Source organism: Streptomyces fragilis (assembly GCF_003112515.1).
GTDB lineage: Bacteria > Actinomycetota > Actinomycetes > Streptomycetales > Streptomycetaceae > Streptomyces > Streptomyces fragilis.
Map to the genome: position 1 here is coordinate 13,649 of NZ_BEVZ01000011.1, position 22,993 is coordinate 36,641.

The 22,993-nt window shown below is 71.8% G+C and carries 21 protein-coding genes; 20 read left to right on the top strand and 1 reads right to left on the bottom strand.

The window, feature by feature from the left end; genetic code table 11:
* The first annotated feature begins 341 nt into the window (after window positions 1-341).
* The 14 genes from rpsD to nusB all read left to right on the top strand — a co-directional run bounded on the left by rpsD (window position 342) and on the right by nusB (window position 14,035).
* Entirely contained in the window at window positions 342-956 is a 615-nt protein-coding gene (gene rpsD / locus Sfr03f_RS28325) for a 30S ribosomal protein S4 (RefSeq protein ID WP_108957064.1), read from the top strand.
* 211 nt (window positions 957-1,167) lie between these two features.
* Window positions 1,168-1,614 (top strand): DUF948 domain-containing protein, encoded by a 447-nt coding sequence (locus tag Sfr03f_RS28330; RefSeq protein ID WP_170145175.1) that lies wholly within the window; start codon window positions 1,168-1,170, stop codon window positions 1,612-1,614.
* 7 nt (window positions 1,615-1,621) lie between these two features.
* Complete coding sequence (locus Sfr03f_RS28335; RefSeq protein ID WP_108957066.1) at window positions 1,622-1,999, top strand: hypothetical protein; 378 nt, start codon at window positions 1,622-1,624, stop codon at window positions 1,997-1,999.
* Window positions 1,999-4,671 carry an alanine--tRNA ligase gene (alaS, locus tag Sfr03f_RS28340; RefSeq protein WP_108957067.1) on the top strand — a complete coding sequence of 891 codons (2,673 nt, stop codon included), beginning with the start codon at window positions 1,999-2,001 and terminating at the stop codon, window positions 4,669-4,671. Before Sfr03f_RS28335 ends, alaS begins: the two co-directional genes overlap by 1 nt.
* Window positions 4,672-4,693: 22 nt before the next feature.
* On the top strand, window positions 4,694-5,158 hold the full coding sequence (ruvX, locus tag Sfr03f_RS28345; RefSeq protein ID WP_108957068.1) for a Holliday junction resolvase RuvX: 465 nt from the start codon (window positions 4,694-4,696) through the stop codon (window positions 5,156-5,158).
* A gap of 125 nt (window positions 5,159-5,283) precedes the next feature.
* Window positions 5,284-7,014 carry an endolytic transglycosylase MltG gene (gene mltG / locus Sfr03f_RS28350; protein WP_108957069.1) on the top strand — a complete coding sequence of 577 codons (1,731 nt, stop codon included), beginning with the start codon at window positions 5,284-5,286 and terminating at the stop codon, window positions 7,012-7,014.
* A complete protein-coding gene (locus tag Sfr03f_RS28355) occupies window positions 6,995-7,834 on the top strand; it encodes a shikimate dehydrogenase (RefSeq protein WP_108957070.1) in 840 nt (279 codons plus the stop codon). The genes mltG and Sfr03f_RS28355 overlap by 20 nt, the downstream gene beginning before the upstream one ends.
* A gap of 159 nt (window positions 7,835-7,993) precedes the next feature.
* The gene (gene aroC, locus Sfr03f_RS28360) at window positions 7,994-9,178 is read left to right on the top strand and encodes a chorismate synthase (protein WP_108957071.1); all 1,185 of its coding nucleotides are present in this window, start codon (window positions 7,994-7,996) and stop codon (window positions 9,176-9,178) included.
* The gene (locus Sfr03f_RS28365; protein ID WP_108957072.1) at window positions 9,175-9,741 is read left to right on the top strand and encodes a shikimate kinase; all 567 of its coding nucleotides are present in this window, start codon (window positions 9,175-9,177) and stop codon (window positions 9,739-9,741) included. Before aroC ends, Sfr03f_RS28365 begins: the two co-directional genes overlap by 4 nt.
* Window positions 9,738-10,835: a 3-dehydroquinate synthase gene (gene aroB / locus Sfr03f_RS28370; RefSeq protein ID WP_108957073.1), complete on the top strand. Its 1,098-nt coding sequence runs from the start codon at window positions 9,738-9,740 to the stop codon at window positions 10,833-10,835. Before Sfr03f_RS28365 ends, aroB begins: the two co-directional genes overlap by 4 nt.
* A gap of 143 nt (window positions 10,836-10,978) precedes the next feature.
* Window positions 10,979-11,731 (top strand): AAA family ATPase, encoded by a 753-nt coding sequence (locus Sfr03f_RS28375; RefSeq protein WP_108957074.1) that lies wholly within the window; start codon window positions 10,979-10,981, stop codon window positions 11,729-11,731.
* A gap of 92 nt (window positions 11,732-11,823) precedes the next feature.
* The gene (locus tag Sfr03f_RS28380; protein ID WP_108957075.1) at window positions 11,824-12,966 is read left to right on the top strand and encodes an aminopeptidase P family protein; all 1,143 of its coding nucleotides are present in this window, start codon (window positions 11,824-11,826) and stop codon (window positions 12,964-12,966) included.
* A gap of 65 nt (window positions 12,967-13,031) precedes the next feature.
* A complete protein-coding gene (gene efp, locus Sfr03f_RS28385) occupies window positions 13,032-13,598 on the top strand; it encodes an elongation factor P (RefSeq protein WP_108957076.1) in 567 nt (188 codons plus the stop codon).
* Window positions 13,599-13,600: 2 nt separating this feature from the next.
* Window positions 13,601-14,035 carry a transcription antitermination factor NusB gene (gene nusB / locus Sfr03f_RS28390; protein ID WP_108957077.1) on the top strand — a complete coding sequence of 145 codons (435 nt, stop codon included), beginning with the start codon at window positions 13,601-13,603 and terminating at the stop codon, window positions 14,033-14,035.
* 95 nt (window positions 14,036-14,130) lie between these two features.
* On the opposite strand, the gene bldD is transcribed toward nusB, so the two are convergent.
* Window positions 14,131-14,631, bottom strand: a complete 501-nt coding sequence (gene bldD, locus Sfr03f_RS28395) for a transcriptional regulator BldD (RefSeq protein ID WP_108957078.1) — start codon at window positions 14,629-14,631, stop codon at window positions 14,131-14,133.
* A 327-nt stretch (window positions 14,632-14,958) separates the two neighbouring features.
* Between bldD and pyrR the strand changes: the two genes are divergently transcribed.
* The 6 genes from pyrR to carB all read left to right on the top strand — a co-directional run bounded on the left by pyrR (window position 14,959) and on the right by carB (window position 22,968).
* On the top strand, window positions 14,959-15,552 hold the full coding sequence (gene pyrR / locus Sfr03f_RS28400) for a bifunctional pyr operon transcriptional regulator/uracil phosphoribosyltransferase PyrR (RefSeq protein WP_108957079.1): 594 nt from the start codon (window positions 14,959-14,961) through the stop codon (window positions 15,550-15,552).
* Window positions 15,553-15,644: 92 nt separating this feature from the next.
* Window positions 15,645-16,610 (top strand): aspartate carbamoyltransferase catalytic subunit, encoded by a 966-nt coding sequence (locus Sfr03f_RS28405; protein WP_108957080.1) that lies wholly within the window; start codon window positions 15,645-15,647, stop codon window positions 16,608-16,610.
* Between the two features lie 26 nt (window positions 16,611-16,636).
* Window positions 16,637-17,926: a dihydroorotase gene (locus tag Sfr03f_RS28410; protein WP_108957081.1), complete on the top strand. Its 1,290-nt coding sequence runs from the start codon at window positions 16,637-16,639 to the stop codon at window positions 17,924-17,926.
* Window positions 17,923-18,513, top strand: a complete 591-nt coding sequence (locus tag Sfr03f_RS28415) for a PH-like domain-containing protein (protein ID WP_108957082.1) — start codon at window positions 17,923-17,925, stop codon at window positions 18,511-18,513. Before Sfr03f_RS28410 ends, Sfr03f_RS28415 begins: the two co-directional genes overlap by 4 nt.
* Window positions 18,510-19,664: a glutamine-hydrolyzing carbamoyl-phosphate synthase small subunit gene (gene carA / locus Sfr03f_RS28420; protein WP_108957083.1), complete on the top strand. Its 1,155-nt coding sequence runs from the start codon at window positions 18,510-18,512 to the stop codon at window positions 19,662-19,664. Before Sfr03f_RS28415 ends, carA begins: the two co-directional genes overlap by 4 nt.
* Entirely contained in the window at window positions 19,657-22,968 is a 3,312-nt protein-coding gene (gene carB / locus Sfr03f_RS28425) for a carbamoyl-phosphate synthase large subunit (RefSeq protein WP_108957084.1), read from the top strand. Before carA ends, carB begins: the two co-directional genes overlap by 8 nt.
* Window positions 22,969-22,993: the final 25 nt, after the last annotated feature.

The following is a 22,993-nucleotide window of genomic DNA, read 5'->3' on the forward strand; positions in this document are numbered from 1 at the left end:
CCGCGGCCCCTGTAGCATTGCCCGAAGTGCTGCGTCCCGTTGTCCGCCCCGGCGGACTCCACCAGGCGGGACATCCAGCCGGAACCCCGTGCCGCGAGGCGTGGGGATCCAGGAGCGTCGCGCACCGTCGAAGGTGTCGCGGGCAGCCCACCACCGCCTCCGGTCCACGCGCCCGGAGAACCGGTCGGTGGGCCACTCGCGTGCTGCACGTATGTGCCCAGACCTGGGAGCGGCTGCCCGCCGGGTTCCTCGGAGCCCACGGGTTTCCCGGGCTGCGGATTGCGACCTCCCCTAACCCTGGTGAAGCCGTATTCACACAGAAACAATGAGGTGTCGGTTCCATGGCGAACCAGTCCCGCCCCAAGGTCAAGAAGTCGCGTGCCCTCGGCATCGCGCTGACCCCGAAGGCCGTCAAGTACTTCGAGGCCCGCCCCTACCCGCCGGGTGAGCACGGCCGCGGCCGCAAGCAGAACTCGGACTACAAGGTCCGTCTGCTCGAGAAGCAGCGTCTGCGCGCGCAGTACGACGTGTCCGAGCGCCAGCTCGTCCGCGCCTACGAGCGTGCCTCCAAGGTGCAGGGCAAGACCGGTGAGGCCCTGATCATCGAGCTCGAGCGCCGTCTCGACGCGCTGGTCCTGCGTTCGGGCATCGCCCGCACGATCTACCAGGCCCGCCAGATGGTCGTCCACGGCCACATCCAGGTCAACGGCCAGAAGGTCGACAAGCCGTCCTTCCGTGTCCGTCCGGACGACGTCGTGCAGGTCCGCGACCGCTCCAAGGACAAGACGCTGTTCCAGGTCGCCCGCGAGGGTGGCTTCGCCCCCGACGGCGAGACCCCGCGCTACCTGCAGGTGAACCTCAAGGCCCTGGCGTTCCGCCTGGACCGTGAGCCGAACCGCAAGGAGATCCCGGTGATCTGCGACGAGCAGCTCGTCGTCGAGTACTACGCCCGCTGATCCTTCGGCCGACGTAGTACCACCGCGCGCCTCGGCCCGCCGCCGTGCCGTTCCCCGGCACGGCGGCGGGCCGTCGCCGTTCCCCGGCACGGTCCGCCCCCGCGGGCCGGGCCCCGCCCCGGCCGTGGCGCCGGGAATCCGGTACAGGGCGCGGTCCGTGGCGCGATAGGCTCGGGGCACGACTTTTCCGATGTCAGGGAGCGGGTGCGCAGTGTCCGGTGGAGAGGTGGCCGGAATCCTGGTGGCCGTCTTCTGGGCCATCCTGGTGTCCTTCCTCGCCGTCGCACTGGCGAGACTGGCCCAGACGCTCAAGGCGACGACCAAGCTGGTGGCGGACGTGACCGAACAGGCCGTCCCGCTGCTCGCCGACGCCTCCGACGCCGTGCGCTCCGCACAGACCCAGATCGACCGGGTCGACGCCATCGCATCGGACGTCCAGGAGGTCACGTCGAACGCGTCCGCGCTGTCGACGACCGTGGCCTCCACCTTCGGCGGCCCCCTGGTGAAGGTCGCGGCGTTCGGCTACGGCGTGCGTCGCGCGCTCGGCCGGGGCGACGCCGCACCCGGGGCGTCGCGCGAACCCCGGCGCACCGTGATCGTGGGCCGAACCCTCCCGGCCGAGGGCCGGGCCAGCCGGACGAAGCGGAAGAGGGACTGAACCACCGATGTTCCGTCGAGCCTTCTGGTTCTCCGCCGGCGCAGCCGCCGGCGTGTGGGCCACCACCAAGGTCAACCGCAAGCTGAAGCAGCTCACCCCCGAGAGCCTCGCCGCGCAGGCGGCGAACAAGGCGCTCGAGGCGGGCCACCGGCTGAAGGACTTCGCACTCGACGTGCGCGACAACATGGCCCAGCGGGAGGCCGAACTCGGCGAGGCGCTCGGACTGCGCGCCTCCGTCGAGGGCGGACCCCGCCCGGCCGCCCTGGAGCCGGGGCGCACCACCGTGCGGCCGGTCGCCGCCGTGGACCACCGCCATGGCACCACCCACCGCAGCAACGAGAAGTACGTCGACACGTACTCGTACAACCGGAATGAGGACCACTGATGGAGTCGGCCGAGATCCGCCGCCGCTGGCTGAGCTTCTTCGAGGAGCGCGGGCACACCGTCGTCCCTTCGGCGTCGCTCATCGCGGACGACCCGACTCTGCTCCTCGTCCCGGCCGGCATGGTGCCCTTCAAGCCCTACTTCCTGGGCGAGGTCAAGCCGCCGTACCCGCGCGCCACCAGCGTGCAGAAGTGCGTGCGCACGCCGGACATCGAGGAGGTCGGCAAGACCACCCGCCACGGCACGTTCTTCCAGATGTGCGGCAACTTCTCCTTCGGCGACTACTTCAAGGAAGGCGCCATCAAGCTCGCCTGGGAGCTGCTCACCAGCCCCCAGGACAAGGGCGGTTACGGCCTCGAGCCCGAGAAGCTCTGGATCACCGTCTACCAGGACGACGACGAGGCCGAGCAGATCTGGCGCGACGTCGTCGGCGTGCCCGCCGAGCGGATCCAGCGCCTGGGCAAGAAGGACAACTTCTGGTCCATGGGCGTCCCCGGCCCCTGCGGCCCCTGCTCCGAGATCAACTACGACCGCGGCCCCGAGTTCGGCGTCGAGGGCGGCCCGGCCGTCAACGACGAGCGGTACGTGGAGATCTGGAACCTCGTCTTCATGCAGTTCGAGCGGGGCGAGGGCACCGGCAAGGACGACTTCCGGATCCTCGGTGACCTGCCCAGCAAGAACATCGACACCGGTCTCGGTCTCGAGCGGCTCGCCATGATCCTGCAGGGCGTGCAGAACATGTACGAGATCGACACCTCGATGGCCGTCATCGAGAAGGCCACCGAGCTGACCGGCGTCCGCTACGGCGACGCCGCCTCCTCCGACGTCTCGCTGCGCGTGGTCACCGACCACATGCGCACCTCGGTGATGCTCATCGGCGACGGCGTCACCCCCGGCAACGAGGGCCGCGGCTACGTGCTGCGCCGCATCATGCGCCGCGCCATCCGCAACATGCGCCTGCTCGGCGCCACCGGCCCGGTGGTCAAGGACCTCATCGACGTCGTCATCGCGATGATGGGGCAGCAGTACCCCGAGCTGGTCACCGACCGCGAGCGCATCGAGAAGGTGGCCCTCGCCGAGGAGAACGCCTTCCTCAAGACGCTGAAGGCCGGCACCAACATCCTCGACACCGCCGTCACCGAGACCAAGGCCGCCGGCGGCAAGGTCCTCGCCGGCGACAAGGCGTTCCTGCTCCACGACACCTGGGGCTTCCCGATCGACCTCACCCTCGAGATGGCCGCCGAACAGGGCCTGTCGGTGGACGAGGACGGCTTCCGCCGCCTGATGAAGGAGCAGCGGGAGCGCGCCAAGGCCGACGCCCAGGCCAAGAAGACCGGCCACGCCTCGCTCGGCGCCTACCGCGAGATCGCCGACGCCGCCGGCGAGACCGAGTTCATCGGCTACACCCACACCCAGGGCGAGTCCACCGTCGTCGGCATCCTGGTCGACGGCGTCTCCTCCCCGGCCGCCCGTGAGGGCGACGAGGTCGAGATCGTCCTGGACCGCACCCCGTTCTACGCCGAGGGCGGCGGCCAGATCGGCGACACCGGCCGCATCAAGGCCGACTCCGGCGCCGTGATCGAGATCCGCGACTGCCAGAAGCCGGTGCCGGGCGTCTACGTGCACAAGGGCGTCGTCCAGGTCGGCGAGGTGACCCTCGGCTCCAAGGCCGAGGCCTCGATCGACCACCGCCGCCGCACCGCCATCGCCCGCGCCCACTCGGCCACCCACCTCACCCACCAGGCCCTGCGCGACGCGCTCGGCCCGACGGCCGCCCAGGCCGGCTCGGAGAACCAGCCGGGCCGCTTCCGCTTCGACTTCGGCTCCCCGGCCGCCGTGCCGACGGCCGTGATGACCGACGTCGAGCAGAAGATCAACGAGGTGCTCTCCCGCGACCTCGACGTGCGCGCCGACGTGATGAGCATCGACGAGGCCAAGAAGCAGGGCGCCATCGCCGAGTTCGGCGAGAAGTACGGCGAGCGGGTCCGCGTGGTGACCATCGGCGACTTCTCCAAGGAGCTGTGCGGCGGCACCCACGTCCACTCCACCGCCCAGCTCGGTCTGGTGAAGCTGCTCGGCGAGTCGTCCATCGGCTCCGGCGTGCGCCGCATCGAGGCCCTGGTCGGCGTCGACGCGTACAACTTCCTGGCCCGTGAGCACACGGTGGTCAACCAGCTCACCGAGCTGCTCAAGGGCCGCTCGGAGGAGCTGCCGGAGAAGGTCGCCGCCATGCTCGGCAAGCTGAAGGACGCCGAGAAGGAGATCGAGAAGTTCCGCGCCGAGAAGGTGCTGCAGGCCGCCGCCGGTCTCGCCGAGTCCGCCAAGGACGTCCGCGGCGTGGCCCTGGTCACCGGCCAGGTGCCGGACGGCACCACCGCCGACGACCTGCGCAAGCTGGTCCTCGACGTGCGCGGCCGCATCCAGGGCGGCCGGGCCGCCGTGGTGGCCCTGTTCACCACGGTCAACGGCAAGCCGCTGACGGTCATCGCCACCAACGACGCCGCCCGCGACCGCGGCCTCAAGGCCGGTGACCTGGTCCGGGTCGCCGCCAAGACCCTCGGCGGCGGCGGTGGCGGCAAGCCGGACGTCGCCCAGGGCGGCGGCCAGAACCCGGCCGCCATCGGCGAGGCCGTCGACGCCGTCGAGCGCCTCGTGGCCGACACGGCCAAGTAACTCCGAAGAGGGAATCGAGCACATGCGCAGAGGACGCCGGCTGGCCGTCGACGTCGGGGACGCCCGGATCGGGGTCGCCTCGTGCGACCCCGACGGGATCCTCGCCACACCGGTGGAGACCGTGCCCGGGCGGGACGTCCCGGCGGCACAGCGGCGCCTCGCGCAGCTCGTCGAGGAGTACGAGCCGATCGAGGTCGTGGTCGGCCTTCCCCGCTCCCTCAAGGGCGGCGAGGGCCCCGCGGCCGCCAAGGTGCGCGGCTTCACGCAGGAGCTGGCCGCGCGGATCGCCCCCGTCCCGGTGCGGCTGGTCGACGAGCGGATGACCACGGTCACGGCGAGCCAGGGCCTGCGCGCCTCGGGCGTGCGGTCCAAGAAGGGACGCTCCGTGATCGACCAGGTCGCGGCCGTGATCATCCTGCAGCAGGCACTGGAGTCCGAACGGGTGTCCGGCGCTGCGCCAGGGGAAGCAGTCGAGGTGGCGGGCTGATCGCGGTACGGTAACGTTCCGCGCGATGCGGCGCACGTTCGAATGCCGTCGCGTAACGAGAGGCGGCGCGGCTCCCTGCCCGACCGGCGCCGGCCGAGACACCGCCTCGCGGCTCTAGGGGATCGATGACTGAGTATGGCCGGGGCCAAGGCTCCGAACCGTGGCATCCGGGTGACCCGTACTACGGGGACGGCGGATGGGAGGGCCAGTACCCCCAGGGGCAGCAGCACGCCCACGGGCAGCAGGACCCCTACGGCGGCCAGCCGCAGCACGACCCCTACGGGCAGCAGCACCAGCAGCAGTACGGCGACGGCTACGGGCAGCAGCACCAGCAGCAGTACGGCGACGGTCAGCAGCACCAGCAGTACGGCGGCGAGCAGCAGCAGTACGGCGACGGTCAGCAGCAGTACGGCGGCGACTGGGGCACCGGCCAGCAGTACGGCCAGCCGCAGCACGATCCCTACGCCCAGCAGCACCAGCAGGCGCAGCAGCAGCCGCAGGCGCAGCAACACCAGCAGTCGCAGGCGCACCAGCAGCACCAGCAGCAGTACGACGACGGCTACGGGCAGAGCGGCTACCCCCAGCAGCAGGGCTCCGGCCACGACCAGGGCCCCGGCGAGTGGGACGCCGAGCCGCAGGAGGAGGAGCACCCCTTCTTCACCGGCCGGGACGACGAGGACGACGACGAGGCCCCGCGCGACCGGCGGCAGGCCCGCGAGGGCCGCGGGCGCGGCGGCCGTTCCGAGCGGCGAGGGCGCGGCGGCGACCGCGACGACCGCGAGGAGGGCCGCAGAGGCCGCGGCGGCTGCCTGATCGCCCTGCTGGTGGTCGGCTCGCTGGTCGTCGGCGGAGGCTACTACCTCTACCAGGAACGTTTCGCCGCCGCCCCGGACTACTCGGGGGACGGCAACGGGCAGGCCGTGTCCATCACCATTCCGCCCGGCTCCTCCGGCGCGCAGGTCGGTCAGATCCTCAAGGCGAAGGGCGTCGTCAAGAGCGTCGACGGCTTCGTCGCCGCCCTCACCGAGAACGGCGGCGACCTCCAGGCGGGTGCGTACCAGCTGGAGAAGGAGATGTCCGCCGAGTCCGCCGTGGAGTGGCTCCTCGACCCGAAGAAGAGCGGGGCGAAGGGCGTCGTCGTCACCGAGGGCATGCGCAACGTCGCCGTCTACAAGGCGGTCGACAAGAAGCTGAAGCTGAAGGCCGGCACCACGCGGAAGATCGCCGAGGAGAAGTACGACACCCTCGGCCTGCCCGAGTGGGCCGACGACGACAAGGACATAAAGGATCCCCTCGAGGGCTTCCTCTTCCCGGCGACCTATCCGGCGTCCGAGGACACCAAGCCGGAGGACCTCCTCAAGGAGATGGTGTCCAAGGCCGTCGAGACGTACGAGAAGCAGGACCTCGAGGCCGCGGCCGAGAAGCTGGACCTCGAGAGCCCCATGGACGTCGTGACGGTGGCCAGCCTGGTCCAGGCGGAGGGCAAGACCCACGACGACTTCCGCAAGATGGCCGAGGTCGTCTACAACCGGCTGGCCCCGGACAACACCGAGACGAACAACTACCTCCAGTTCGACTCGACGTTCAACTACGCCATGGGTCAGAGCCAGATCCAGATCAGCGAGCGGGACATCCAGACGAACCGCGACCCGTACAACACGTACACGAACAAGTTCCTGCCGCCGGGGCCGATCGGCAACCCCGGTCAGGAGGCGCTGGACGCCGCGCTGAAGCCGACCAGCGACGGCTGGATCTACTTCGTCGCCACCGACGGCATGAACAACACCGAGTTCGCCAAGAACCACGACGACTTCCTGGTCCTGAAGGAAAAGTTCAATGAGAGCCAGAAGCGGTAACGGTCGCCGCGCCGCCGTGCTCGGCTCGCCCATCGCCCACTCCCTCTCGCCCGAGCTGCACAGGGCCGCCTACGCGGCCCTCGGCCTGGACGGCTGGAGCTACGACCGGTTCGAGATCGACGAGGCCGCCCTGCCCGGCTTCGTCGAGGGCCTGGGCCCGGAGTGGGCCGGGCTCTCGCTGACCATGCCGCTGAAGCGGGCGGTCATCCCGCTGCTCGACTCGGTGACCGCGACCGCCGCCTCCGTGGAGGCGGTCAACACCGTGGTGTTCACCGAGGACGGCCGCCGCGTCGGCGACAACACCGACATCCCCGGGATGGTCGCCGCCCTGCGCGAGCGCGGCGTCGGGAGGACGGACACCGCCGCCGTCCTCGGCGCCGGCGCCACCGCCTCCTCCGCGCTGGCCGCGCTGACCCGGATCTGCGACGGCGAGATCGCCGTGTACGTCCGCAGCGAGGCGCGCGCCGCCGAGATGCGCGAGTGGGGCGCCCGCCTGAACGCGGACGTCCGTATCGCTCCGTGGGACGACGCCGCCGAGGCCCTGCGCGCCCCGCTGGTGATCGCCACCACCCCCGCCGGCAGCACCGACGCCCTCGCCGAGGCCGTCCCCGCGCAGCCCGGCACCCTCTTCGACGTCCTCTACGAGCCGTGGCCCACCCCGCTGGCCGCCCGCTGGTCCGCGGCCGGCGGCCCGGTCGTCGGCGGCCTGGACCTCCTGGTCCACCAGGCGGTCCTCCAGGTCGAGCAGATGACGGGCCGCTCCCCGGGTCCGCTGGCCGCCATGCGCGAGGCCGGGGAACGCGCGCTCGCCGCCCGCTGACGCCCGCCCGGGCGGTCTCCTCCCGTGGGACGCCATGTCCGACCGGTGGACCGGTGGGCCGGGCGTCACCCCCGGCATGGGAGGATCGGGGGCAGGGCGGGCCTGGCCAGGACCTGGGCGCGCCGTCGCCGATCACTGGCGCGAGCAGGAGGAGCACCGTTGAGCAGGTTGCGCTGGCTGACCGCGGGGGAGTCCCACGGACCCGCACTCGTCGCGACGCTGGAAGGACTTCCGGCCGGCGTGCCGGTCACCACCGAGATGGTGGCCGACAACCTCGCCCGCCGTCGCCTCGGCTACGGCCGCGGCGCGCGCATGAAGTTCGAGCGCGACGAGGTCACCTTCCTCGGCGGCGTCCGCCACGGCCTCAGCCTCGGCTCCCCGATCGCGATCATGGTGGGCAACACCGAGTGGCCCAAGTGGGAACAGGTCATGTCCGCCGACCCGGTCGACCCGGAGATCCTCGCCGGTCTCGCCCGCAACGCGCCGCTGACCCGCCCCCGCCCGGGCCACGCCGACCTGGCAGGCATGCAGAAGTACGGCTTCGACGAGGCCCGCCCGATCCTCGAGCGTGCCTCCGCCCGTGAGACCGCCGCCCGCGTGGCGCTCGGCGCCGTCGCCCGCTCCTACCTCAAGGAGACGGCCGGCATCGAGATCGTCTCCCACGTGGTCGAGCTGGCCGCCGCCAAGGCGCCCTACGGCGTGTACCCGACCCCCGCGGACACCGGGAAGCTGGACGCCGACCCGGTGCGCTGCCTCGACGCGGACACCTCCAAGCGGATGGTCGCCGAGATCGACCAGGCCCACAAGGACGGCGACACCCTCGGCGGCGTCGTCGAGGTGCTCGCCTACGACGTGCCGGTCGGCCTCGGCTCGCACGTGCACTGGGACCGCCGCCTGGACGCCCGGCTGGCCGCCGCGCTGATGGGCATCCAGGCCATCAAGGGCGTCGAGGTCGGCGACGGCTTCGACCTGGCCCGCGTGCCCGGCTCCCAGGCGCACGACGAGATCCTCCCCACCGCGGACGGCATCCGCCGCGCCAGCGGCCGCGCCGGCGGCACCGAGGGCGGCCTGACCACCGGTGAGCTGCTGCGGGTGCGGGCCGCGATGAAGCCCATCGCCACCGTCCCGCGCGCCCTGCGCACCGTGGACGTCACCACCGGCGAGGCCGCGCAGGCCCACCACCAGCGCTCCGACGTCTGCGCCGTCCCCGCGGCCGGCATCGTCGCGGAGGCCATGGTGGCGCTGGTGCTGGCCGACGCGGTGGCGGAGAAGTTCGGCGGCGACAGCGTCCCCGAGACCCGCCGCAACGTCCGCTCGTACCTCGACAGCCTGACCGTCCGATGAGCCCGGCACCTCCGGCCGGCCAGGAGGCCCCAACGGGCGCCGGGCCCCGGCTGGTCCTGGTCGGCCCGATGGGCGTCGGCAAGTCCACCGTGGGCGCCCTGCTCGCCGCCCGGCTGGGCGTCGCCTACCGGGACACCGACGACGACATCGTCGCCGCCGAGGGCCGCCCCATCTCGGAGATCTTCGTCGACGACGGCGAGGAGCACTTCCGCGCCCTGGAGAAGGCGGCCGTCGCCGCCGCGCTCGCCGAGCACGACGGCGTCCTCGCCCTCGGCGGCGGCGCGATCCTCGACGCCGGCACCCGGGCGCTGCTGGCCGCCCACCCGGTGGTCTACCTGTCGATGGACGTCGACGAGGCCGTCCGGCGCACCGGACTGAACGTCGCCCGCCCGCTGCTGACGGTCAACCCGCGCAAGCAGTGGCGCGAGCTGATGGAGGCCCGCCGCCACCTGTACACCGAGGTCGCCCGCGTGGTGGTCGCCACCGACGGGCGCACGCCCGAAGAAGTCGCCGAGGCGGTCCTCGACGCAACCGAACTCCGCAAGAACGAGGACGAAGCATGAGCACCAGCGAGGCCGTGACCCGGATCGAGGTCGCCGGGACGGCGGGCACCGATCCCTACGAGGTCCTGGTCGGCCGGCAGCTCCTCGGCGAGCTCGGCGGCCTGGTCGGCGACAAGGCCAAGCGCGTCGCGGTGATCCACCCGGAGGCCCTCGCCGACACCGGGGACGCGCTCCGCGCCGACCTGGCCGAGCAGGGCTACGAGGCCGTCGCGATCCAGGTGCCCAACGCCGAGGAGGCCAAGACCGCCGAGGTCGCCGCCTACTGCTGGAAGGCGCTGGGCCAGACCGGCTTCACCCGCACCGACGTCATCGTCGGCGTCGGCGGCGGCGCCACCACGGACCTCGCCGGCTTCGTCGCCGCCACCTGGCTGCGCGGCGTGCGCTGGATCGCCGTCCCCACCACCGTGCTCGCCATGGTGGACGCGGCCGTCGGCGGCAAGACCGGCATCAACACCGCCGAGGGCAAGAACCTGGTCGGCGCCTTCCACCCGCCGGCCGGCGTCCTGTGCGACCTGGCCGCGCTGGACTCGCTGGGGGTGCACGACTACGTCTCCGGACTCGCCGAGATCGTCAAGGCCGGCTTCATCGCCGACCCGGTCATCCTCGACCTCATCGAGGGCGACCCCGAGGCCGCGCGCAGCCCCGAGGGCCCGCACACCGCCGAGCTGATCGAGCGCGCCATCCGGGTCAAGGCCGAGGTGGTCTCCTCCGACCTCAAGGAGTCGGGCCTGCGGGAGATCCTCAACTACGGCCACACCCTGGCCCACGCCATCGAGAAGAACGAGCGCTACAAGTGGCGCCACGGCGCGGCCGTGGCCGTCGGCATGCGCTTCGCCGCCGAGCTCGGCCGGGTCGCCGGGCGGCTCGACGACGCCACCGCCGACCGGCACACCGAGGTCCTGCGCTCGCTCGGCCTGCCGCTGACCTACCGCTACGACCAGTGGCCCAAGCTGCTGGAGAACATGAAGGTCGACAAGAAGTCCCGCGGCGACCTGCTGCGCTTCATCGTCCTGGACGGCCTGGCCCGCCCCACCGTGCTGGAGGGCCCCGACCCGGCGGTGCTGCTCGCCGCCTACGGCGAGGTCGCCGAGTAGCGGGCCTCGGCCCCGCACCGCCGCAGGGCACTTTCCGGCCGCCCCGCCCGTTCCCCACCAGACGGCGCGGGGCGGTACCGTTCCGACGGCCGGTACGGTCGGCACGACCGACGCGAGACCATCACGAGACGGAGTGGCAGGGGATGCAGCACGCGGTGGGGTCCGAACTGCCGCCGCCCCACGGGCCCGGGCGGACCGCCTGGGCGGGGCAGGCGCCGGAGGCGACCGGGCAGGTCCCGTTGCCCCCGGGGGGCCCGGTGCACGCGCCGGGGGTCCCCCTGGCCCAGGGCGGGGTCCATCACCCGGCGCCGCCGGCCCCGGTCCCGCCCGACCCCCGGACGGCGACCCTCGCGGTGCTGCTGATCGGCCCCGCCGGAGCGGGCAAGACCAGCGTCGCCAAGTACTGGGCCGGTCACCGCAGGGTGCCCACCGCCCACGTCAGCCTGGACGACGTCCGCGAATGGGTGCGCGCGGGCTTCGCCGACCCGCAGAGCGGGTGGAACGAGCAGTCCGAGACCCAGTACCGCCTGGCCCGCCGCACCTGCGGCTTCGCCGCCCGCAACTTCCTCGCCAACGGCATCTCCTGCGTGATCGACGACGCCGTCTTCCCCGACCGGCCCGTCGTCGGGCTGGGCGGCTGGAAGCGGCACGTGGGCCCCGGCCTGCTGCCGGTGGTGCTGCTGCCCGGCCTGGAGGTCGTGCTCGAGCGCAACGCCCAGCGCTCCGGGAACCGGCGGCTCACCGACGAGGAGGTCGCCCGGATCCACGGCCGGATGGCCGGCTGGTACGGCTCGGGCCTGCCCATCATCGACAACTCCCAGCTGGACGTCCCGGCCACCGCCCGGCTGCTCGACGACGTCCTCGCCCGCTCCATGGCCGCGCCCCCGCAGTGGTGACCCGGCCGAGGCCCTGACCCCGCGAGGGCCCCGCAGACCCGACCGGCGGCGTTCAGGACGCGGTCGAACGCGCCGGAACATACGCTCGGGCCATGCCAGAGGTGTTCGCCGCCCGTCGGGCGCGGCTGAGGGAACGCTGCCACGCTGCCGGCAGCGCCGCCGCGCTGGTCACCCGCCCCGCCAACGTGCGCTACCTCGCCGGGGCCGCCCCGCCCGGCGCCGCGCTCCTGCTCGCGCCCCGCGACGGCGCCGAGGACGTCCTGCTGTGCCCGCACCCGCTCGAGGAGCAGCAGCCGTCCGGGGCGCGCGAGGGCGGCCGGCCCGACGAGCTGCTGCGGATCCGCCCGCTGGGCGGCAGCCTCTCCCCGGAGGGCGGCGACGCGGCGGTGGCCGCCGCCGGGCTGGCGGCCGAGGAGGGCGCCGACTCGCTCGCCGTGGAGGAACACCACCTCACGGTGGCCCGGCACCGGGCCATCGGCTCGGTGGCCTCCCGGCTGCGGCTGACCGATCTGGGCGTCGCCGTGGAGCAGATGCGGGTGGTCAAGGACGAGGAGGAGATCTCCTGCCTGCGCGCGGGCGCCGAGATCGCCGACCAGGCGCTGGGCGAGTTGCTGGAGTCGATCCTGGTCGGCCGCACCGAACGCCACCTCGCCCTGGAGCTGGAGCGCCGCCTCGTCGACCACGGCGCCGACGGCCCGGCCTTCCCCACCTCGGTGGCCACCGGCCCGCACGCCGGGCGGCCCGGACACCGGCCCACCGACCGGCGGGTGGAGGAGGGCGACTTCCTCTCCGTGTGCATGGGGGCCGCCTACCGCGGCTACCGGTGCGAGATCGGGCGGACCTTCGTCATCGGCACCACGCCCGCGGACTGGCAGATCGAGCTGTACGAGGTGGTCTTCGCCGCCCAGCGCGCGGGCCGGGAGACCCTGGCCCCGGGCGTCGAACACCGCGAGGTGGACCGGGCCGCCCGGCAGGTCCTCGCCTCCGCCGGGTACGGCAGCGCCCTCCCGGCGCGGACCGGACACGGTGTCGGGCTGGAAATCGCGGAGGACCCGCAATTGGCCCCCGCGGCCATGGGTAAACTGGACGCTTGCGTGCCGGTCACCGTCGAGCCGGGGGTTCACCTCCCCGGTCGGGGCGGGGTCCGGATCGATGACACGCTCGTCGTGCGCCCCGAGGCGGACGGCGGACCCGAGCTACTCACCATCACGACCAAGGAGCTGCTCGCGCTGTAGCTTCCGAGCCGTAGCGCCCGCCCGTTCCCCAGGTCGTCCACGTCAGTCCAGGAGATTCCGCAACCGTGGCTTCCACGAACGACCTCAAGAACGGCCTGGTGCTCAAGCTCGAAGGCGGCCAGCTCTGGTCCGTCGTCGAGTTCCAGCACGTCAAGCCCGGCAAGGGCCCGGCCTTCGTGCGCACCAAGCTCAAGAACGTGCTCTCCGGCAAGGTCGTCGACAAGACCTTCAACGCCGGCGTCAAGGTCGAGACGGCCACCGTCGACAAGCGCGACATGCAGTTCTCGTACATGGACGGCGACTACTTCGTCTTCATGGACATGGACACCTACGACCAGCTGATGATCGACCGCAAGGTTGTCGGCGACGCCGCCAACTTCCTGGTCGAGGGCTTCACCGCCGTCGTCGCGCAGCACGAGGGCGAGGTGCTCTTCGTCGAGCTGCCGGCCGCCGTCGAGCTGACCATCCAGGAGACCGAGCCGGGCGTCCAGGGCGACCGCTCCACCGGTGGCACCAAGCCGGCCACCCTGGAGACGGGCCACCAGATCCAGGTCCCGCTCTTCATCACCACGGGCGAGAAGATCAAGGTCGACACCCGCACCAGCGACTACCTCGGCCGGGTGAACAGCTAACCGTGGCTGCCCGCAATACGGCCCGCAAGCGCGCGTTCCAGATCCTCTTCGAGGCGGACCAGCGCGGCGTGGACGTCCTGTCCGTCCTCGCCGACTGGGTCCGGCACTCCCGGAACGACACCCGGCAGCCCCCGGTCAGCGAGTACACGATGCAGCTGGTCGAGGGGTACGCGGACCACGTCCGCCGCATCGACGAGCTGATCGCCCAGTACGCCGTGGACTGGACGCTGGACCGGATGCCGGTGGTCGACCGCAACATCCTGCGGCTCGGCGCCTACGAGCTGATCTGGGTGGACGAGACGCCCGACGCCGTGGTGCTGGACGAGGCGGTGCAGCTGGCCAAGGAGTTCTCCACGGACGACTCGCCCGCGTTCGTCAACGGGCTGCTCGGCCGGTTCAAGGACCTCAAGCCGTCGCTGCGGCGCGACGAGGCCTGAGCCGCGCCCGCCGCACCAGGCAGGAAACACCGAAGGGCCCCAGCGTCACGCCGGGGCCCTTCGGTCTGAGGTTTCGTTTCTGCACGCCCGTTCGGTCAGCTCTCCTCGTGGGCGACCGCACGGCGGGCGTCGGCGTCCAGGACGCCCCAGCTGATCAGCTGCTCGGTCAGCACCGAGGGCGACTGGTCGTAGATGACGGCCAGGGTGCGCAGGTCGTCCTGGCGGATCGAGAGCACCTTGCCGTTGTAGTCACCGCGCTGGGACTGGATCGTCGCCGCGTAGCGCTGCAGCGGGCCGGCCTTCTCCACCGGCACGTGCTGCAGGCGCTCGAGGTCGAGGACCAGCTTCGGCGGCGGCTCGGCGGCGCCGCCCGGCGTGGTGCCGGGGAGCAGCTCCTGCACGGGGACACCGTAGAAGTCCGCCAGCTCGGCGAGGCGCTGCACGGTCACGGCGCGGTCCCCGCGCTCGTAGGAACCGACCACGACGGCCTTCCAGCGGCCCTGGGACTTCTCCTCCACGCCGTGGAGGGACAGACCCTGCTGGGTGCGGATGGCCCGGAGCTTGGCCCCGAGCTGCTTTGCGTATTCGCTGGACATAAAGCTCCCGGACAGTCGGCGGCGCGTGCGGACCGGGTGTCGGTGGCGGGGCGGAGCCATGATCGCGCCGCGCCCTCCCGGCGTGCCGCACGGTTGGTAACTCACTGTAAGGTTACGCAGCGTTACTCTGCCCCGTCAAGCGGAATGGTCCGGACCGACGGTTCGATGATCGGTTCGCTCGCTTGCTCCGCACGGGTGAATTCGGCGGCGGCCCGCGGCGGGGGAGGGGGGACGGCCGGGGCCTTCGGGCGCCTGTTAGGGTAGAGGCCGTAACCACGACGTCCTTTAAGGTCCGTCCCGTGAGGCGGAGAAGGGGGTCCTTTTCGTATGGACACGAACAGCTCCGCCTCGGCGGCGCAGGGGTCCGACGCACGTGCCGTGCTCGAGGCCCAGGACATCGCGCGGGTCATGACCCGCATCGCGCACGAGATCGTTGAACGCGCCAAGGGCGCCGAGGACGTCGTGCTGCTCGGCATCCCGACCAGGGGCGTCTACCTCGCCCGCCGGATCGCCGACAAGCTCGAGGAGATCACCGGACGGAAGATCCCCGTCGGCTCCCTCGACATCACCATGTACCGCGACGACCTGCGGCTGCAGCCGCCCAGGGCCCTCGCCCGCACCGACATCCCCGGTGACGGGATCGACGGCCGCCTCGTCGTGCTCGTCGACGACGTGCTCTTCTCCGGCCGCTCCGTGCGCGCCGCGCTCGACGCGCTGAACGACATCGGCCGCCCGCGGGCCGTCCAGCTCGCGGTCCTCGTCGACCGCGGCCACCGCGAACTGCCGATCCGCGCCGACTACGTCGGCAAGAACCTCCCCACGTCGCTGCGGGAGACGGTCAAGGTCCAGCTCGCCGAGGAGGACGGTCGCGACACCGTGCTGCTCGGCGCCAAGCCGGCCTCCCAGGGCGAACGGCACTAGACCCGCAGGCGCGACCCCGCCACCCGGGGTGCGCCGGCGCGTCCGCGCCTGCCCGAAATCTCCCAGATGATCCTTCCCACGGAGCCTGCCCGATGAAGCGTCACCTCATCTCGGCCGCCGACCTGACCCGCGACGACGCCGTCCACATCCTCGACACCGCCGAGGAGATGGCACGGGTCGGAGACCGCACGGTCAAGAAGCTTCCCGCCCTGCGCGGCCGCACCGTCTGCAACCTGTTCTTCGAGGACTCCACCCGCACCCGGATCTCCTTCGAGGCCGCCGAGAAGCGGCTGTCCGCCGACGTCATCAACTTCGCCGCCAAGGGATCCAGCGTCTCCAAGGGCGAGTCCCTCAAGGACACCGCCCAGACCCTGGCCGCCATGGGCGTGGACGCGGTCGTCATCCGCCACAGCGCCTCGGGCGCCCCCTACCGCCTGGCGACCTCCGGCTGGATCGACGCCCCCGTGATCAACGCCGGGGACGGCACCCACCAGCACCCCACCCAGGCCCTGCTGGACGCCTTCACCATGCGCCGCCGCCTCGTCGGCCCCGACGCCGGTCTCGGGCAGGACCTCACCGGCAAGCACGTCACCATCGTCGGCGACGTCCTGCACAGCCGGGTGGCCCGCTCCAACGTCGACCTGCTGCACACCCTCGGAGCGCACGTCACCCTCGTGGCCCCGCCCACCCTGCTGCCGGTCGGCGTCGAGACCTGGCCCTGCGAGATCTCCTACGACCTCGACTCCGCCCTCCCGAAGGCCGACGCGGTGATGATGCTGCGCGTCCAGCGGGAGAGGATGAACGCCGCCTTCTTCCCCACCGAGCGCGAGTACTCCCGCCGCTACGGCCTGGACGCCGACCGGATGGCGAAGACGCCCGACCACGCGATCGTCATGCACCCCGGACCGATGGTCCGCGGCATGGAGATCACCGCCGAGGTCGCCGACTCCGACCGCTGCACCGTCACCGAGCAGGTCGCCAACGGCGTCTTCACGAGGATGGCGGTCCTCTACCTCCTGCTCGGCGGCAACGCCAACGAGCCCACGCCCGGCCAGTGAACCGCATCCGAGGAAAGGCAGAACCCATGAGCAAGACCCTGATCCGCGGTGCGCGCGTGCTGGGCGGCGAGCCGCAGGACGTCCTGATCGACGGCTCCACGATCGCCGCCGTCGGCGCCGGCCTGGACGCCGAGGGTGTCGACACGGTCGTCGAGGCGGAGGGCAAGGTCCTCCTGCCGGGCCTGGTCGACCTCCACACCCACCTGCGCGAGCCCGGTCGCGAGGACTCCGAGACCGTCCTCACCGGCACCCGCGCCGCCGCCAAGGGCGGTTACACGCAGGTGTACGCGATGGCCAACACCTTCCCCGTCGCCGACACGGCCGGCGTGGTCGAGCAGGTGTACCGCCTCGGCCAGGAGCACGGCTACTGCGACGTGCAGCCCATCGGCGCCGTCACCGTCGGCCTGGAGGGCGAGAAGCTCGCCGAGCTCGGCGCGATGCACGAGTCCGCGGCCGGCGTGACCGTCTTCTCCGACGACGGCAAGTGCGTCCACGACGCCGTGATCATGCGCCGCGCCCTGGAGTACGTGAAGGCCTTCGGCGGCGTCGTCGCCCAGCACGCCCAGGAGCCCCGGCTCACCGAGGGCGCCCAGATGAACGAGGGCGTGGTCTCCGCCGAGCTCGGCCTCGGCGGCTGGCCGGCGGTGGCCGAGGAGTCGATCATCGCCCGCGACGTCCTGCTCGCCGAGCACGTGGGCTCGCGCGTCCACATCTGCCACCTGTCCACGGCCGGCTCCGTCGAGATCGTCCGCTGGGCCAAGTCCCGCGGCATCGACGTGACCGCCGAGGTCACCCCGCACCACCTGCTCCTCACCGACGAGATGGTGCGCAGCTACAACCCGGTCTACAAGGTCAACCCGCCGCTGCGCACCGAGCGCGACGTCATGGCCCTGCGCGAGGCGCTGGCCGACGGCACGATCGACATCGTCGCCACCGACCACGCCCCGCACCCGCACGAGGACAAGGACTGCGAGTGGGCCGCCGCCGCCATGGGCATGGTCGGCCTGGAGACGGCCCTGTCCGTGGTGCAGGAGACCATGGTGGAGACGGGCCTGCTGGACTGGGCCGGCGTCGCCGACCGGATGTCCGCCGCGCCCGCGCGGATCGGCCGGGCCCAGGGCCACGGCCGTCCGGTGGCCGTCGGTGAGCCTGCGAACCTCACCCTGGTCGACACCGCATACCGTGGAGGCGTGGACCCCGCGGGCTTCGCCTCCCGCAGCCGCAACACCCCCTACGAGGGCCGTGAGCTGCCGGGCCGTGTCACCCACACGTGGCTGCGGGGCACGGCCACCTACTCCGACGGGAAGCTCGCGTGACGACCTCCACCCCCCTCCTCCTGACCCTCGCCGCCGAGGCCGAACGCAAGTCGGCCGAGGTCACCAACTGGCCGGGCCGCATCGCCTGGGTCATCGGCCTCGCCCTCTTCGTCGCACTGGTCTACTGGCTGATGCGCGAGGGCTGGAAGTGGCGGAGCACCCTCCAAGGCGACGTGGCCGAGCTCCCGCAGGCGCCCGAGGAGCTGGGCGAGCCCAAGCTGACCATGAGCGGCCGGTACCACGGCTCCACCGAGGCGGGCCGCTGGCTGGACCGCATCGTGGCGCACGGCCTGGGCACCCGGAGCCGCGCCGAGCTCACCCTGACCGACGCCGGACTGGTCGTCGGCCGCCCCGGCGCCACCGACTTCTTCGTCCCGGCCGGCAAGCTCCGCGAGGCCCGGCTCGACAAGGGCATCGCCGGCAAGGTCCTCACCGAGGGCGGCCTGCTGGTGGTGACCTGGGAGCTCGGCGAGAGGCTGATCGACTCCGGCTTCCGCTCCGACCGGTCGGCCGAGCACGCCGACTGGGTCACCGCCATCAACCACATGACCGCACAGCACCACCAGCAGACGGAAGGCGCACGATGACGACCTCCACCAGGGGAGCCACGTCTCCCGCAGTACTCGTCCTGGAGGACGGCCGGATCTTCCGCGGCCGCGCCTACGGGGCCGTGGGGGAGACCTTCGGCGAGGCCGTGTTCTCCACCGGCATGACCGGCTACCAGGAGACCCTCACCGACCCGTCCTACCACCGCCAGGTGGTCGTCATGACGGCGCCGCACGTCGGCAACACCGGCATGAACGAGGAGGACCGCGAGTCCCACAAGATCTGGGTGTCCGGCTACGTCGTCCGCGACCCCGCACGGGTCCCCTCCAACTGGCGCTCCACCCGCACCCTCGACGACGAGCTCGCCGAGCAGGGCGTCGTCGGCATCAGCGGCATCGACACCCGCGCCCTCACCCGCCACCTGCGCGAGCGCGGCGCGATGCGCGTCGGCGTCTTCTCCGGCGAGGCGGTCGCCTCCGAGGAGGCCATGCTCGCCCGGGTCCGCGAGTCGGCCCCGATGAAGGGCGCCAGCCTCTACGAGGAGGTCGCCACCACCGAGGCGTACGTCGTCCGGGCGCAGGGCGACAAGAAGTTCACGGTCGCCGCGATCGACCTCGGCATAAAGGGCATGACCCCCTACCGGATGGCCGAGCGCGGCATCGAGGTGCACGTCCTGCCCGCCACCGCCACCCTCGACGAGATCTACGCCGTGAACCCCGACGGCGTGTTCTTCTCCAACGGCCCCGGCGACCCGGAGACGGCCGAGCACCCCGTCGAGCTGATGCGCGGCGTCCTCGAGCGCTCCACCCCGCTCTTCGGCATCTGCTTCGGCAACCAGATCCTCGGCCGCGCCCTCGGCTTCGGCACCTACAAGCTGAAGTACGGCCACCGCGGCATCAACCAGCCGGTCCAGGACCGCACCACCGGCAAGGTCGAGGTCACCGCCCACAACCACGGATTCGCCGTCGACGCCCCCATCGACACGATCTCCGAGACCGCGTACGGCCGCGTGCAGGTCTCCCACGTCTGCCTCAACGACGACGTCGTCGAAGGCCTGCAACTGCTCGACCGGCCCGCGTTCAGCGTCCAGTACCACCCCGAAGCGGCCGCGGGTCCCCACGACGCCGCCTACCTGTTCGACCGCTTCACGTCTTTGATGAACAACGTGCTCATGGAGGGCCAGCGTGCCTAAGCGCACCGATATCCAGTCCGTCCTGGTCATCGGCTCCGGCCCGATCGTCATCGGCCAGGCCGCGGAGTTCGACTACTCAGGCACCCAGGCATGCCGCGTCCTCAAGGCCGAGGGCCTGCGCGTCGTCCTGGTGAACTCCAACCCGGCGACGATCATGACCGACCCGGAGATCGCCGACGCCACCTACGTCGAGCCGATCACCCCCGAGTTCGTCGAGAAGATCATCGCCAAGGAGCGCCCCGACGCCCTCCTGCCCACCCTCGGCGGCCAGACCGCGCTCAACACCGCGATCTCCCTCCACGAGAACGGCACGCTCGCCAAGTACGGCGTCGAGCTGATCGGCGCCAACGTGGAGGCCATCCACAAGGGCGAGGACCGCGAGCAGTTCAAGGTGGTCGTCGAGGAGGTCCGCAAGAAGATCGGCCACGGCGAGTCCGCCCGCTCGGTCATCTGCCACTCCATGGACGACGTCCTCGCCGGCGTCGACACGCTCGGCGGCTACCCCGTCGTCGTCCGACCCTCCTTCACCATGGGCGGCGCCGGCTCCGGCTTCGCCCACGACGAGGAGGAGCTGCGCCGCATCGCCGGCCAGGGCCTCACGCTCTCCCCGACCACCGAGGTGCTCCTGGAGGAGTCCATCCTCGGCTGGAAGGAGTACGAGCTGGAGCTCATGCGCGACAAGCACGACAACGTCGTGGTCGTCTGCTCCATCGAGAACTTCGACCCGATGGGCGTCCACACCGGCGACTCCATCACCGTCGCCCCGGCGATGACCCTCACCGACCGCGAGTACCAGGTGCTGCGCGACATCGGCATCGCCGTCATCCGCGAGGTCGGCGTCGACACCGGCGGCTGCAACATCCAGTTCGCGGTCAACCCCGTCGACGGCCGGGTCATCGTCATCGAGATGAACCCGCGCGTCTCCCGCTCCTCCGCGCTCGCCTCCAAGGCCACCGGCTTCCCGATCGCCAAGATCGCGGCCAAGCTGGCCGTCGGCTACACGCTGGACGAGATCCCCAACGACATCACCGAGCAGACCCCGGCCTCCTTCGAGCCGACGCTCGACTACGTCGTGGTCAAGGCGCCCCGCTTCGCCTTCGAGAAGTTCCCCTCCGCCGACTCCACCCTCACCACCACCATGAAGTCGGTGGGCGAGGCCATGGCCATGGGCCGCAACTTCACCGAGGCCCTCCAGAAGGCCCTGCGCTCCCTGGAGAAGAAGGGCAGCCAGTTCACCTTCACCGGCGAGCCCGGCGACAAGGACGAGCTGCTGCGCGAGGCCGTGAGGCCCACCGACGGCCGCATCAACACCGTGATGCAGGCCATCCGGGCCGGCGCCACCCAGGAGGAGGTCTTCGAGTCCACGAAGATCGACCCCTGGTTCGTCGACCAGCTCTTCCTGATCAAGGAGATCGCCGACGAGCTGGCCGCCGCCACCGAGCTCACCCCCGACCTGCTCGCCCACGCCAAGCGCCACGGCTTCTCCGACCAGCAGATCGGCGAGATCCGCGGCCTGCGCGAGGACGTCGTGCGCCAGGTCCGCCACGCCCTCGGCGTCCGCCCGGTCTACAAGACCGTCGACACCTGCGCCGCCGAGTTCGCCGCGAAGACCCCGTACTTCTACTCCTCCTACGACGAGGAGAGCGAGGTCGCCCCGCGCGAGCGCGCCGCGGTGATCATCCTGGGTTCCGGCCCCAACCGCATCGGCCAGGGCATCGAGTTCGACTACTCCTGCGTCCACGCCTCCTTCGCGCTCAGCGACGCCGGCTACGAGACCGTGATGGTCAACTGCAACCCCGAGACCGTCTCCACCGACTACGACACCTCCGACCGGCTGTACTTCGAGCCGCTCACCCTGGAGGACGTCCTGGAGATCGTCCACGCCGAGCAGCAGGCGGGCCCGGTCGCCGGCGTCGTCGTCCAGCTCGGCGGCCAGACCCCGCTGGGCCTGTCCCAGGCGCTCAAGGACAACGGCGTGCCCGTCGTCGGCACCTCCCCGGAGGCGATCCACGCCGCCGAGGACCGCGGCGCCTTCGGCCGCGTCCTCGCCGAGGCCGGCCTGCCCGCCCCCAAGCACGGCACCGCCACCACCTTCGCCGAGGCCAAGAGGATCGCCGACGAGATCGGCTACCCGGTCCTGGTCCGCCCGTCCTACGTGCTCGGCGGCCGCGGCATGGAGATCGTCTACGAGGAGTCCCGCCTCGAGGCCTACATCGCCGAGTCCACCGAGATCTCCCCGGACCGCCCGGTCCTGGTCGACCGCTTCCTCGACGACGCGGTGGAGATCGACGTCGACGCCCTCTACGACGGCACCGAGCTCTACCTCGGCGGCGTCATGGAGCACATCGAGGAGGCCGGCATCCACTCCGGCGACTCGGCGTGCGCCCTGCCCCCGATCACCCTCGGCGGCTACGACATCAAGCGGCTGCGCGCCTCCACCGAGGCCATCGCCAAGGGCGTCGGCGTCCGCGGCCTGATCAACATCCAGTTCGCCCTCGCCGGCGACATCCTCTACGTCCTCGAGGCCAACCCGCGCGCCTCGCGCACCGTGCCCTTCACCTCGAAGGCCACCGCGGTGCCGCTGGCCAAGGCCGCCGCCCGCATCTCGCTCGGCGCCACCATCGCCGAGCTGCGCGCCGAGGGCATGCTGCCGGCGAACGGCGACGGCGGCGACCTGCCGCTGGACGCGCCGATCTCCGTCAAGGAGGCCGTGATGCCGTGGTCGCGCTTCCGCGACGTGCACGGCCGCGGCGTGGACACCGTCCTCGGCCCGGAGATGCGCTCCACCGGCGAGGTCATGGGCATCGACTCGGTCTTCGGCACCGCCTACGCCAAGTCGCAGGCCGGCGCCTACGGCCCGCTGCCCACCAAGGGCCGTGCCTTCATCTCGGTCGCCAACCGCGACAAGCGCTCGATGATCTTCCCCGCGCGGGAGCTCGTCCAGCACGGCTTCGAACTGCTCGCCACCTCCGGTACCGCCGAGGTGTTGCGCCGCAACGGCATCCCCGCCACCGTGGTGCGCAAGCAGTCCGAGGGCGAGGGCCCGAACGGCGAGAAGACGATCGTCCAGCTGATCCACGACGGACAGGTCGACCTCATCGTCAACACGCCCTTCGGCACCGGCGGCCGCCTGGACGGCTACGACATCCGCACCGCCTCCGTGGCCCGGGGCGTCCCCTGCCTCACCACCGTCCAGGCGCTCGCCGCCGCGGTGCAGGGCATCGACGCCCTCACCCAGGGCGACGTCTCGGTCCGCTCCCTGCAGGAACACGCGGAACAACTGACCGCGTCGCGCGGACAGTGACCGACGAGGGGGACACCGGAAGGTG

Excerpts from the sequence above, each read along its gene's own strand:
- rpsD (WP_108957064.1), top strand. The coding sequence starts at position 342 with ATGGCGAACCAGTCCCGCCCCAAGGTCAAGAAGTCGCGTGCCCTCGGC.
- Sfr03f_RS28335 (WP_108957066.1), top strand. The coding sequence starts at position 1,622 with ATGTTCCGTCGAGCCTTCTGGTTCTCCGCCGGCGCAGCCGCCGGCGTG.
- alaS (WP_108957067.1), top strand. The coding sequence starts at position 1,999 with ATGGAGTCGGCCGAGATCCGCCGCCGCTGGCTGAGCTTCTTCGAGGAG.
- ruvX (WP_108957068.1), top strand. The coding sequence starts at position 4,694 with ATGCGCAGAGGACGCCGGCTGGCCGTCGACGTCGGGGACGCCCGGATC.
- mltG (WP_108957069.1), top strand. The coding sequence starts at position 5,284 with ATGACTGAGTATGGCCGGGGCCAAGGCTCCGAACCGTGGCATCCGGGT.
- Sfr03f_RS28355 (WP_108957070.1), top strand. The coding sequence starts at position 6,995 with ATGAGAGCCAGAAGCGGTAACGGTCGCCGCGCCGCCGTGCTCGGCTCG.
- Sfr03f_RS28365 (WP_108957072.1), top strand. The coding sequence starts at position 9,175 with ATGAGCCCGGCACCTCCGGCCGGCCAGGAGGCCCCAACGGGCGCCGGG.
- aroB (WP_108957073.1), top strand. The coding sequence starts at position 9,738 with ATGAGCACCAGCGAGGCCGTGACCCGGATCGAGGTCGCCGGGACGGCG.
- Sfr03f_RS28375 (WP_108957074.1), top strand. The coding sequence starts at position 10,979 with ATGCAGCACGCGGTGGGGTCCGAACTGCCGCCGCCCCACGGGCCCGGG.
- Sfr03f_RS28380 (WP_108957075.1), top strand. The coding sequence starts at position 11,824 with ATGCCAGAGGTGTTCGCCGCCCGTCGGGCGCGGCTGAGGGAACGCTGC.
- bldD (WP_108957078.1), bottom strand. The coding sequence starts at position 14,631 with ATGTCCAGCGAATACGCAAAGCAGCTCGGGGCCAAGCTCCGGGCCATC.
- pyrR (WP_108957079.1), top strand. The coding sequence starts at position 14,959 with ATGGACACGAACAGCTCCGCCTCGGCGGCGCAGGGGTCCGACGCACGT.
- Sfr03f_RS28405 (WP_108957080.1), top strand. The coding sequence starts at position 15,645 with ATGAAGCGTCACCTCATCTCGGCCGCCGACCTGACCCGCGACGACGCC.
- Sfr03f_RS28410 (WP_108957081.1), top strand. The coding sequence starts at position 16,637 with ATGAGCAAGACCCTGATCCGCGGTGCGCGCGTGCTGGGCGGCGAGCCG.
- carA (WP_108957083.1), top strand. The coding sequence starts at position 18,510 with ATGACGACCTCCACCAGGGGAGCCACGTCTCCCGCAGTACTCGTCCTG.